Source organism: Clostridium sp. X (genome assembly GCF_055755365.1).
In genome coordinates, this window is sequence record NZ_CM146912.1 from 124084 (window position 1) to 137003 (window position 12920).

Annotated in this window: 9 protein-coding genes; all 9 read right to left on the reverse strand. The window is 29.6% G+C overall.

What is annotated here, in order from left to right; translation table 11 throughout:
* Nucleotides 1–36: 36 nt before the first annotated feature.
* A complete protein-coding gene (locus tag ACX0KU_RS00650; protein WP_472991024.1) occupies nucleotides 37–606 on the reverse strand; it encodes a sigma-70 family RNA polymerase sigma factor in 570 nt (189 codons plus the stop codon).
* Nucleotides 607–761: 155 nt separating this feature from the next.
* Nucleotides 762–2459, reverse strand: coding sequence for a S41 family peptidase (locus ACX0KU_RS00655; protein WP_472991025.1), 1698 nt, complete (start codon nucleotides 2457–2459; stop codon nucleotides 762–764).
* A gap of 86 nt (nucleotides 2460–2545) precedes the next feature.
* Nucleotides 2546–3022 (reverse strand): hypothetical protein, encoded by a 477-nt coding sequence (locus ACX0KU_RS00660; RefSeq protein WP_472991026.1) that lies wholly within the window; start codon nucleotides 3020–3022, stop codon nucleotides 2546–2548.
* Nucleotides 3023–3067: 45 nt separating this feature from the next.
* Nucleotides 3068–3724, reverse strand: a complete 657-nt coding sequence (locus ACX0KU_RS00665) for a hypothetical protein (protein WP_472991027.1) — start codon at nucleotides 3722–3724, stop codon at nucleotides 3068–3070.
* Nucleotides 3725–3755: 31 nt separating this feature from the next.
* On the reverse strand, nucleotides 3756–4607 hold the full coding sequence (locus tag ACX0KU_RS00670; RefSeq protein WP_472991028.1) for an SLAP domain-containing protein: 852 nt from the start codon (nucleotides 4605–4607) through the stop codon (nucleotides 3756–3758).
* Nucleotides 4608–4789: 182 nt separating this feature from the next.
* Nucleotides 4790–9229 (reverse strand): DUF5050 domain-containing protein, encoded by a 4440-nt coding sequence (locus ACX0KU_RS00675; RefSeq protein ID WP_472991029.1) that lies wholly within the window; start codon nucleotides 9227–9229, stop codon nucleotides 4790–4792.
* 465 nt (nucleotides 9230–9694) lie between these two features.
* On the reverse strand, nucleotides 9695–10084 hold the full coding sequence (locus tag ACX0KU_RS00680; protein ID WP_472991030.1) for a hypothetical protein: 390 nt from the start codon (nucleotides 10082–10084) through the stop codon (nucleotides 9695–9697).
* A gap of 187 nt (nucleotides 10085–10271) precedes the next feature.
* Nucleotides 10272–11408 carry a TolC family protein gene (locus ACX0KU_RS00685; protein WP_472991031.1) on the reverse strand — a complete coding sequence of 379 codons (1137 nt, stop codon included), beginning with the start codon at nucleotides 11406–11408 and terminating at the stop codon, nucleotides 10272–10274.
* Nucleotides 11409–11430: 22 nt separating this feature from the next.
* Nucleotides 11431–12906, reverse strand: coding sequence for a hypothetical protein (locus tag ACX0KU_RS00690; protein ID WP_472991032.1), 1476 nt, complete (start codon nucleotides 12904–12906; stop codon nucleotides 11431–11433).
* Nucleotides 12907–12920: the final 14 nt, after the last annotated feature.

The following is a 12920-nucleotide window of genomic DNA, read 5'->3' on the forward strand; positions in this document are numbered from 1 at the left end:
TTTCAACTTAATGTAAATTAAAATACCCATAACTTCTTATTCTTTAATTTTCGTATGAAACTCTCTAAGCTTTATAATAACTGTATTTTTTCTTTTTTGTGCTGTTCCATATTTTATTTTATATAGTTCACTATACTTTTTTAATCCTCCATAACCTATTCCATAACTAAACCTTATAAGCTCCTTCTCTTCTTTCGTAAGCTTACCCAAGACAGCTTTTAAATTACATACTTCTTCTCTTCTAATTAGCTCATCCTCAATACTTTTCTCTACCTTAGATGAGTTAGAATAGCGTCCTTCTTCTATAAGCTTTTCATAGCTTGTCTCGTAATTAGATTTAGCTACATTTCTAATTGCATTGAAATAATTTTTTCTTATAGCATTATAAACATAGGGTACAAAGCTAGCCCCTCTATCTAAATCAAACTCTTTTACTGATTTTATTATGCTTAAATAACCTATTTGAATTAAGTCTTCTTTTTCATATCCTTTGATATAAATACCGCTTACCATTTTCAGTATCAGTGGAGTGAATTTTTCTATCAATTCACTTACAGCAAGTTTATCTTCTGTTTTTCCTTTTACAACTAAATTTTCTATATTCATACGCTCTCCTCCAAACGTTTGTTCGCTATATTATATATTATACGAGAACAAACGTTCGGAGTAAAGATATTATTCTATATTTATCCATTTTTTTATTTGATGTCTATTCTTTCTAATCTTGAAATGGATTAAAAACTCCATCTGAAGCCAAGAACTCAATTTATAAAAATTCTACTTATAACGTCTTTATTTAATCCTAATCCATTTTCACTTTTCACTTCTTTACTTATCATAATAAAATAGGTTTCCCCTTCTTTTAGTTCAGTTTCAAAAGTTAACGCTACTTTATTTTTACCATCAACTTTTAGGTTTATAGCTACCTTTTCCCCTGTTTTTGAGTTAATTAGCTGTAAATTATTCTTATTAACTGTGGTAGTATCTAAAGAATTATTAAATGTTATGGTTATATTTTTATCATATTTATTTTTAGTAATGTCTATAAACTTTTTATGCTTAGGATATAACAGACCAAGCTTACCATCAACTTCATCCTTGGTAGTGCTAGTCCATCCATTTTGACTTCCTATATATATGTCTTCATTTTTTACATTTTCTAATATATAATTATACCCTTCCCAATTTTCATCTTTTATTGCTTCATCAACATCTATATAAAAAGTATTATCCTTTATTTTAATCTTTACATATCCAGATTTATCGGTATAATTTTCTATGTCATTTTCTTTTCCTATACTTGAGAGTAAAAGACTAGCTACTATTGCAGGATCAATGATAGCATCTTCAACAGGAAAATCCGGACTAACTCCTACATGATTTATAGTATTACCATAAGGTGAAAAGAACTCATTTGTAGTGAGCTTTATTAAACCTCCATCACTTAATCCAAACATGTTTTGAGCAACTCCTTTTCCATAGGTTGTTTCACCTATAAAAAAAGCTTTTTTATAATCTCTTAATGCTGCTGATAGGAGCTCTGAAGCACTAGCACTATATTCGTTCATTAAGAAAATCACAGGCTCGTCAATAACTGTTTTATGCTGAGCTCCATTGAAAGTGTTAACACTTTTTTGTTTATCCTTCATTAAAACCATAGGATTATTTCCAATAAAATATCCACCTATATCTAAAGCTGAATGTATATATCCCCCTGGATTATTTCTAACGTCTACTATATAAGCCTTTACTCCCTCTGTGGTGAGAGCTTTTAATGATTGCGAAAACTCAGCTCCAGCATTTTCTCCAAAGGAACTTATGGAGATATAACCCACACCATTAATCACTTCCCATTCTACAGTTGGCATGGAGATTGTTCTTCTTGTAATTATATATTCTAGAATACTATTATCTCTTTTAATTAAAATACTAACCTTTGTTCCTTCTTTACCTTTTATATATCTTACTGCTTCTTCTGAGGAGAGTCCTACTAAGTTTGTATTATCAGCCTTTAGGACTATATCATTAGGTTTAATTCCTACTTCCTCTGCCGGAGACCCGCTTATTACACTAATAATTTTAAGCCCTTCTTCAGCTGCTTCTACTCTTATTCCTACTCCTACAAGCTTATTATCAATTCCATTCACAAATTCATCATACTCTTCTTTTGTAAAGTAGGTAGAATATGGATCATTTAGTTTAGTTATCATATCATTAATACTTCCTGAGTTTAAAACTTCTTCAGATGCTGTATCTAAATAGTACATCTTTATAATTGCTCTCACTTCTGACAATAATTCATCATTATTAATTTGAGACTGATATGTTGTATTTTCTAAAGCATTAACTTTCATCTCCGAAAAGCTTAAACTGCAAAATAAAATTAGCATTGCTAAAACTATATTTAGCAATCTGCGTGCATTTATTCTACTTGAAAATCTATCTTTAAATTTTTTCATAAACTCACCACCCGTTTCTAATAAAATAAAAACTAGGATTTAGGCAACTTATATTAAGTTTTGACCTAACCCTAGTTAAAATTTCCTTATTCTATTCCAATAATCTCTAGATATTCATTTTCAGCTGTACTTCCTGTATCCTTATCTTTATAAGTAATTACAGTCCCTGATGCAGCTACCTTTTTGATTACTTTTGGAATGCTTGTCATCTTTGCACCCTTTGTTTCTATAAAAGTATCAAGTACAAAAGGTACATTATCTATTTTAGATTCCATAAAAGCATCTCTTACTTCAATATAATCTATGTATTTATTTGTATCATCATGAAAAGCGTATAATCCATAAGCTGAAAATATCTTGTTATATTCATTATACATTGGATCTGACCCATTAATCTTATAGTTCATGAAAGAACTAATTAGCTCTTGCTTATTAAATTCATAAATAATATTTTTAGAATTATCCTTTACTACATAAGCATCTGTTTTTGCACCTACACTGATAGTAGCTCCAAAAACTAATGCTCCGGCTAATGTTAGAGCTGCTAAAACTTTAGTTTTCATTTAATCCTCTCCTTACTTTAATATCTTAAGTAGTTTTAATAGATATTACTTTTTTAATGTAACTTTTATACTTTTCGTTATTGCCGCTTCATCAGTTGATTCTACAACTCCATGAAAAAACTTTTTTGAAGGGACATATTTTAAATCTTGTCCTAAAGCTTTTACCTCATATTGTTCTGGCTTATCTGTTTCTAAAGATATTGCTACATATCTATCTAGACCACTTAATCCTGAGCTGATTTGTATATTCATCTTAGGAAGCTTACTAGCTGGATCTTTATTTACATCAACATAAGTACTGCTTTCTGATAGTTTTTCTTTATTGTATACTACTTGCACCTTAATATTTTTATCTTTATATTTTTGTTTTAATGTATTTGTATATTCGTCAGCTAATTTATCAGCTTGAGCTTTATTTGCAGCTTCACTTACATTAATTACTCCTATAACTTCCTTATCCTTTACCTCAACCTTTGCATTTTCCATATCTTTTTTCAATGTATCTGTAATATCTGTGTTTACTTTTTCAGTAGTATTATTTCCAGTATTACTATTAGTGTTATTCTCTACTACCTGTGGATTTTTGCTATCATTCATTCCACCAAATGAAAAAACTGATGAAAAGGTAGTTACTACCATTGCTGTAGCAACTATTCCAACTATTATTTTAATTATTTTTTTATTTCTATTATCTTTTTTCACTGTTTTATTCTCTCCTCTCCTAATGATTATTCTATTGTGGAAGTTCAAAATTAACCTTCCATTTACTTAAATCTAATCTTTTTTCGGTTAACTCCTGTTTTGAAAAAGAGAAATTATATACTTTAGCTTTATTTGGATTTATAGCTACATTGTCAAGATAAAACACTCCTGCCGCAACTATTTTTTCATTTGCATCTATTATACTAATAGGTACTTTTCCAATCTTAACTTCTTTTTGTGTGCTATTACGTATTATAATAGTAACTGAAATTCCATTATCTTCATTTTTATATACCTCATAAGTTGCCACACTAACTTGCCCTTTTCTTAATAAAGGAAGATTTTCTAAAAATTTTTCAAACTTTCTTCTAGCTTCACCTTGAATTGCTTCTGGCAAATTTTCAAATTCAATCTTAACTGTTTCTTCTGCCTTTATTTTAGTATCGAAAATAATTTTAAGCTCTTTAAGGTCGTTCTCACCTAAGTTTACTTCTGACTTTTCAAAATATATCTTCCAAGGTCTTACACCCATTGGTGGAACCTCTCCAATTTCTCTTAGATTAAATATTTTATTTGCAAGCACTTCGTTATACTTATTAATTATGAGAAAAGGAACGCTTTCAAAATTTATAGGTTTCTTAAAGCCATTTCTTATGAAAATGCTTGCTTCATACTTATCTCCTAAATCAAATATGAAATCTGTGCTTATATTCACATCACCTTCTTTTATAGGTGGAAGTGACCCTATTTCATCCACAAAACATTCTTTTTGAAACTTTGATATTCTATCCTCAAATTCTGGATGAATAGATATTTGTGTTTCTACTATTTTTCTATCTTTATTAACTTTGTTATTAATTTCTTTATTCTCTGTACTCCCCATTTTACATTTCCTCCCTAATTGCAACTTATATAATTACATACACGCAGTCTAGTAAATCACATTATAAGTATACCATAAAGTTACAGTATTTTATAATAAATTCTTTGTTAACGCAATTACAACTCATGGGTAAAAAGCAATTTTAAAGGAACTAGAATAGTGCTAGTTCCTTTAAAGATTTGTTACGGTATTACCGTTTCCCCTGCCAATGTTACAGTTAAAACATTATCATTTAACGCTTTGTTTCCAGATGAATCTTCTACAACAACTGCTACATATAAAGTTCTTCCCGAAGTTGTAGTAGGATAATCGAAGGTAGCACTCCAAGTCTTAGCTGCTGCATTATAACTAAGTACCGATGCAACCTCATCCTTAAATGCAGGAGTACCATTTGAGCTTGCTACTATCTTAAAGGTATGTGGAATGGTTGTATTAATTTCATTCCAAGTTATAGTGATTCCCTTTCTTACACCATCCTGGGTATTATCACTATTTGAATCAATTACATTAATAGCTGTAAAAGTCTTACGTTTAATTGTAGCTATAACTCTCTTAGTTGTTGGTTTTGTAACACCATCTTTAGTTACCGTTATAGTTGCCTTTAATGCTACTTGTTCATCTTTTGCCGTTGGTGGCTGAGTCACTTTTAACATTCCATCTTCGTACACAACCTGCACTCTTGAATTACTACCCTCTACAGTCCAACTAATAAACACATCAATATTTGGAAGTTCATTGTCTATAAATCTACTTGTACTAGGAAGTATTGAATTAGGTGTTACCGTATTTGAATCTATTGTTATATCTTGAAGATTATTTTGTTCTGCACGCAATATTTCATCTATACTTCCAAATTTACTTGCAATACCAAGATTAATCATCTTAAACTTTAATACATCGAAAGCTATATTTATTTCTTGCTGAGTTACATTCTTAAATCTTATAGCCTTATCCGAAACTCCCTTAGCTACAAGCATAGCTGTTACAAGCTCATTTTTCTTATCTGCATCTAGTGCATCAGATAATGAAGCTTCACTTGCTTCAGTTATAAGCTGGTCTAGCTGAGTGGTGTCTGACCAAATTACTACTGTCTCAACTGCTGATATATTACCTACTAAATCAACTGCTACTAACTTATAGTTTTCAATATTATCTAAATCTAAATCAATATTGACATCCGCCTCAAGTCCTGTAGTGTTAATATCATATCCTACACCTTTTTTAACATCTGCAACCTTAGCTTTGCCGGCTTTTACTGCATCTTCAAGCTGCTGAACAGAGTTTATGCTATCACTTTTTCTTATAAGGTATATCTTTCCGTCTTCATTACTTCTTGCAACTATTTTATTTCCTAGATATACAACTCTATAAGTTTCTTCTAGTGATAGTTCTGGAGACTTATTATCTACAATTATTGGATTAACAGAAGCTATAGAAGCCCCTACTTTGTTCACAAGAACTAACTTATACTCAAGGTCAGCATAGGTTAGCGCATTTCCTTGCATTCCCCCTGGTATTATTATAGTTTTATTGCTTACATCATACTCTAAATATGTTGGTCTTAATCCATTTGCATTATTTGCATTACTTTGATCAAATTGACTTACATTAAATCCATCTTCTATTTTCCATCTAGTTATGCCATTTAGTGTACTTACAGGAACTAACCATGCCGTTTCCTCAGTGCCAAGTGCAACTGGAAGTGTCATAGCTTCATTTCCTTTAAATCTTGCTTTTGTTAATGTAGGCTGCTTTGGAAGCTGATTATCAATAATATCTAAAGTTAATGGAAGACTTGAAATATAAGCAATAACTGTAGGTCTTCTTCCTACATTGTCTGCAGTAGCTGTAGTATTGTATCTGCCTGATATAAATATATCATACTTACCGGCTTTGTATGCAGTACCTGAGCTATCCTTTGCAATTCCTCTATCTCCAGTCCAATCTAAACCCTTGTTTGAACTTGATACTAAATTACTTAGATTTGTATCTATACTATAGGCTTCACCTGCTAAAACATCTCCATAACCTTTTAATGCTTTTGTTGTACTATTATTACTTAAATCTAATTTTTTCTTAGTCTGAAGAGTATACACATAGTAAGCATTTAGCCTAGCTTTTAATGTTGGGAACCATTCTGCTATTGTAAAGTCTCTTCCGTCTATTCCAAACCCTACATCGTCATTATCCTTTGCTGATGTAATAACAGGCATATCTGCTTGTTTTACCTCCGTTGGTCTACTTTCTGACTTTCCTTGTCTTGTTACAGTTATCCAAACACTTTGTTGCCCCGATGTATCTAAATCTAACTTAGTGATAACTGCTTTATTTTCTCTACCATTTCTAACAACTGTAGCTTTTCCAAGCAATTTTACACGATCTTCACTATCATATACACTTACTGTTTCTCCAGCATTAAGCTTTGGTGGATTCGATAGTGGATTATTGTCAAATAAATTTTTAACCTCAATTACATCTGAAGCTTTATCTGGATTATTATATACAGTTATTGTGTTAGTATCATTTAACATTTCTGATGGAATTTCAAGCTCAAGAGCTATCTTTGTGTTAAATCCTATAACATCTCCAGTGTAAACTCTAAGTCCATTTTTTATGCTTACATTTTTTTTATCCCAAGAGACCGAAAACTGATGCATAGTATTATCATCTTTTATACCTGGCACTTTCTCAGGTATATACTTTTTCTCAATTTCAGCCAAGGTCAAATTAACATCATAATGTGGAACAGTAATTCTTAAATCATCTATTTGAATAATTTTATTATTTAATGATGATTTTTTTATAAGTTCCCCTTTTATTTTTCCATTACTATCAATTGGTAGTCTATATAGCTTTCCTTTTGATGTATAGTAGATATAGTTCTTACCTAGATTTATATAATCTACAACTTCATCAGCTAACTTTATTTTCACTCCGCTACCATCTGTACGTATCTTATATAATTTTCCTCCATCAAGATAGTTGCTATAATATACCCAATTCCCTGATACATTTAGATGGAATCCTTTATCAACTTCTCTAGTTTGTCCTACTATAGGAATTATACTTCCTGTCCCATCCTTTTTAACTTTACTTAAAATACCCGTTCCTGAAGTATAGTAAACCCAATCTCCCTGAACCTGAATAGAATCTGCCCACTCATCACTTAACTTAGCTTTATATGTTCCATCTACATTAATTACGTAAGGTCTGTGCTTATCACTTTTATCCGTATAATATATCCAGTCACCAAGTACATTTATGTATGCAACCTCATGATTTAAAGCAGCACTTACTTGTGCTCTCCCTGTACCGTTAGTTCTAATTTTATACAGCTTTCCCGCACTTGAGTGGTTACTGTAATAAATCCAATCACCTGATACAGTAACATAGGCTGCCATGTCATCTGTAAGCTTTTGTTTACCTGTTCCATCAATCTTTATTTTATAAAGCTTTCCCTTATCTGAATAATTACTATAGTATATCCATCCATTTACAGCATTTATATATTGAGCATTATCAATACTAATCGCATTATTAAACATTCCACTAGTATCTAACCTATATAAGCTATTTTTATCATCTGTATTATTATAAAAAAGAGAGTCATCAGAATCTTCTGCTATGTATCCATTATTATTAATATTTCCAGCAGTATTTCCTTTACTCTTATCTCCTATTATATTAACTTGTGTTTTAAAAGAATTAGAGTATTGTGTAATCAATTTTCCTTTTGCAATAATATCTTTATTATCATTTAATATAGAGATATTTTCATAACCCGCTGTTGATGTATAAACAACAGATTCTCCAATCGCTTTTATATCATTACTATGATCCAGCTTAAAATATGCTGCACCATCTACCCCTATAACACTATTAACCTTTACCATTATAACCTTAGCCGTAGAATTTACTGTAATTTCAGCTTCTACTGAGGGAACTACTAACTCATATTCTGAAATAGTTCTATTCCACTTATATGTGGACTTCTCCCCATCTGGTCCTATGTAATTCATTTCATTATACTTTGTTATATTACTTGTACCATCCAAGTTAATATTTCCAAATATGTTTTTAATTTTTTGCTCAGTTGCACTATAGATATAATAAACATCGTAATTATCATTTATTATTTCATTTCTAAGCTTTGAATTTTTAGCTAAATAATCTATGGAGTATGCCGTATTTCTTAAAATAATAAGCCCATTCTCATAGGGAAGCCCTGCATATACATTATTTACTGTAAAATTTACTTTAATAGGCTTTTTAAGTTTTTTACCCTCCTTAGATTTAACACCTTCCTTTAAGATGATATGGTACTTTTTCCCCTGAATATAATTTGAATAAGGTTTTATTGTGATTGTCTTATTATCATCACTTAATGAAACACTAGTATACACCTTATTATTAGATTCATCCTCAACATAAATATTAGTACTATTTACGGTAGAGGAATTTAACGCTTTATTAAACTTTAATTTCCATTCCTTATTCACTTCTACACTTGCACTTTTATCCTTTACGTCATAATCTACTATTGTATCTGCTTTACTGATACTCGGCAAAGATATAAGAAGTGCTAAAAACAACGGTGCAATTTTTTTCAATCCCTTCCCCAAAACTACTCCTCCTTTTGGTGGTACATCACTATGTACCTTTTAATACGATGAAAATACAAAAAAGTTATTAAAAATAACTTTTTCTTCATATATCTCTTTAAATAATCCTTATGTGTGGACATGTTATAAATTATATATTATAACATGTCCACACATAAGGCTTTCATATAATATATAGATATTTTATTTATCGTCCATATATTTATAAAAGTTTAAATATAAATTTAAATTTCTATTCTTAATAAGAAAAATCTTAAGCTTTCTTCATAAAAATCTACAAGCACCAAAGATAAATTCCAGTTTTGTAACAGTCCAAGCTATGGTAAGTTGGACCATTCTTTAAATTGAATAAAAAAATGTATGAAAGCAAACAACATGTGTCTGTTTTCATACATTTAAAAAGTATACTCTAAACTTACCATCTTCACCAATAATCAAGGGTAATTGTCACTATTTATTATTACTTTATTTTTCAATTACGATATTTGATACATTTTTTCCATTCTGAACTGCTTGTACATTAATAACCATACCTTTGTATTCTCCCTGCAGATTATTATATTTAACCTTTAGTTCTTGTGCATACTGATTTGCTATCTCTTGTATATCTTCTTGTTTTGCATCTTTGTTTATAATCATTGTAGCTATTATCATTTTATCTTGTATATAAACCTTGCTATCTAATACTATTTTTTCTTTTTGAATTTTCTTTGTCAGCGAAGTATCTTCTACCTTCTGTTTTGCATCCTTAGGAACTTCTACAAGCTCATCTTTTCCACAAGCAGCAAGAGATGTTATAAGAGCTAATGCTGAAAACATCACTGCTATTTTTTTATTTAATGATTTTTTCTTCATTATAGATATGTCTCCTTCCACTTAATTATGCTTTATTTTTTTACTTACTATATTATAACATATTTTTTTCTAATAACATATTTTTTTCTAATAATCACATAGCATAATGTGGAAAGATAATGTAGAGTTTCAGAATTCCATTTGCGAATTAACAATTTCCCTTATACAGATGCCTATCCTGAATTAATCACCACTTATTTGAAAATGATTCAACAGCAATATAATGATTCAACTTTGCTATATTATATTCGTATAGAGCAACATCTAAATTTTCCTGAGCTATGTCACAATCCATCTTGGTACTTCTCCCTGCTTTATATTTAGCTTCTTCCACTTGAAAATAAATTTGGGTATTTTCATAGCTCAATTTTTTAATTTCTACCTCATTCTGTAAATTTAATATATTGTTATATTCTGTTCTTATCTTCACTTCTATGTCTTTCTTTTCATCTTCTATATCATACTTAGCTATTAAAAGCTCATCCTCAAGTTCTTCTATTCTAGCTTCGTAATCTACCCCTCCATATAATTTTTCAATCTCACTTAAATCATCGTCTACATAATCTTTTACAACGTCCTTTTCCTGTATATCTATCTTTTGTTTTTCTATTAAATAATTTAATTTATAATAATTCTCTAACGTCGTAGATATTGTTTTATTAATATTATCAAGCTTATACTCATTATAGGGTATTTCAACTTTTTCTAAGTCCAACTTTGAATCTACTTCGTTACCTATATTTAAATTTAATTGTATTTTTAAGTTTTGTTCTTCATTTTGAAGCTTTATTAACATTGTTTCCGCCTGTTTTAAATTTGCTTCATCTTCTATTATAGAATATTGTGCATCAATTCCGGCTTCAATTCTTTTCTTCTTATTTTCTATGACATTTTTTAATCTTTGAATTTTTTTCTTCTGATTTTCTATCATAGTATTCTTGTTTAAAATCTCGTAATACATTTTAGTAGAATTGAGAACTACTTCATCTTGTTTTTTACTTCTTTGCCATTTTAAATCCTTTATTTCTAATTGTTTTCTATATGATGTAACATATTTACGCATATCCTTTTGATACTGCGATTCGCCTTCCTTTTCTTCTAATAAATCATTGTACCACTTCTCTTTAATTTCAATTTGTTCTTTAAATAAGTTAAGTTCTGAATTATTGCTTGTGGTAAGTTGTATTATATCATTTAAGTCTACTGTACCTGTTTTATTATTAGACGCACTAAATACTACAGTAGCACTTAATGACAAAATAATAGATACTACTACCAATATAGCTACTGTTCTAGATATCTTATTCATTTTATATGTTTTCATATATACATATTACCTCCCTTATCTAGTATTGAGGACCCACTTTACTTGCTGAATCTAGTTTATTTAATGCAGTTTTATAATCTCTAATTGCATTTATATAATTTATCTTTGCACTATTCACTCCAATCTCAACATTCCACACCATTGTAAGTGACATCATTCCATTCTTATAACTAGTTTTAATAGCATTATATTGAACTTTTGATAATTCCAATTTTTTAGTAGCTAAGTCTATTTCTGCTCTTTTATGCCTTAAATCTAAATAAGCATTTTCTATATCTTTTCTAATATTTTTTTCTGATTTTAACAATGCAATGCTTGCCTCATTGTAAGCTCTACTAGCATCCATCCAATCATACTCATCATCATCAAGATACTCCTTTACTATATCAAAGCTTCTTTCTTTTTCATCATAATCAAGTTTAGCTGTAATTATTTCATTTCTATTTAAAAGAGCAGAAGATAAATATTCATCATAAGCCTTTGGCTCTTTAATAGTAATGTCACTATTATCCGTAAGAGCTACTTCTTTTTCTAAGTCTATACCAATTATCTGTTTTAATTGAATTTTTCCATTTTCAACTTGTCTATTAAACTTATCTATCTCTAGGCTTAATTTTTGCAACTCTTTTTCAGCTGTAATCTTTTCTACTTCAGATGTTTGATTATTTTCATACTGAACTAGGAGATTGTTATACTCTTTTTCCTGCTTATCATAAAGCTGTTTTTGAAGTTTTAATCCTTCATCTGCAAATAAAATCTCATCATAAGCTCCTTCTACACTAACCTTAATAGTTTCATTTACTACTTCTCTTTGAGACTTAACCTTTTGGAGAGCAGTTTGCATAGAATACCATATAATATCTCTAGCTTTCACAAATCTAGTATATTCATCTTTTTTACTCAATTTTATCGGTGAGCCAGTTGCCGGATTTGTAAGGCCCATTGACATATATATTGCTTTATGTTCTTCAAACTTAGCTAGTTGTTTATTTATTTCATCATTTTTTAAATCTAAACTTGCTTTATCTATATCCTCTAGTTGCATTTCAACTTCCGATATTTCACTTTCAATATCCTCTTTTGTTTTACCACTATCTAATGAGTAATTTTCTAACTTCTCTTTTAAACTTTCAAGTTGATTAATTAAAGTATTATACTCTTCTAAAGCATCAGTAATATTCTTTTGTTTAGCTTTAAACTCGTCACTATTTATTGTTGTATATTCACTTTTATAATCCTCAAAACCATCTAAAAGCGACCTGATTTCATCTCTTAATTTTGTATACTTTTCAAAATTCCTTACTAAGGTATTCATAGATATATCAATTCTTAAAAGATTAGAATTACTTTTTAGTGCCATATCTACTGACTGACTTTTAGTTAAAACAATAGGTTCTTTTGAAACTTCAGCACTTGCATTAAATGTTGAAATTACTAAAATAGTGGAAGTGAATATAACTCCAAGTATTCTTGAAAGATGTTTTTTATTTATCACAGCTAAATCACCTC

Bases quoted from the DNA above. Each gene is read 5' to 3' on its own strand.
- ACX0KU_RS00650 (WP_472991024.1), bottom strand. From the start codon at position 606: ATGAATATAGAAAATTTAGTTGTAAAAGGAAAAACAGAAGATAAACTT.
- ACX0KU_RS00655 (WP_472991025.1), bottom strand. From the start codon at position 2,459: ATGAAAAAATTTAAAGATAGATTTTCAAGTAGAATAAATGCACGCAGA.
- ACX0KU_RS00660 (WP_472991026.1), bottom strand. From the start codon at position 3,022: ATGAAAACTAAAGTTTTAGCAGCTCTAACATTAGCCGGAGCATTAGTT.
- ACX0KU_RS00670 (WP_472991028.1), bottom strand. From the start codon at position 4,607: ATGGGGAGTACAGAGAATAAAGAAATTAATAACAAAGTTAATAAAGAT.
- ACX0KU_RS00680 (WP_472991030.1), bottom strand. From the start codon at position 10,084: ATGAAGAAAAAATCATTAAATAAAAAAATAGCAGTGATGTTTTCAGCA.
- ACX0KU_RS00685 (WP_472991031.1), bottom strand. From the start codon at position 11,408: ATGAAAACATATAAAATGAATAAGATATCTAGAACAGTAGCTATATTG.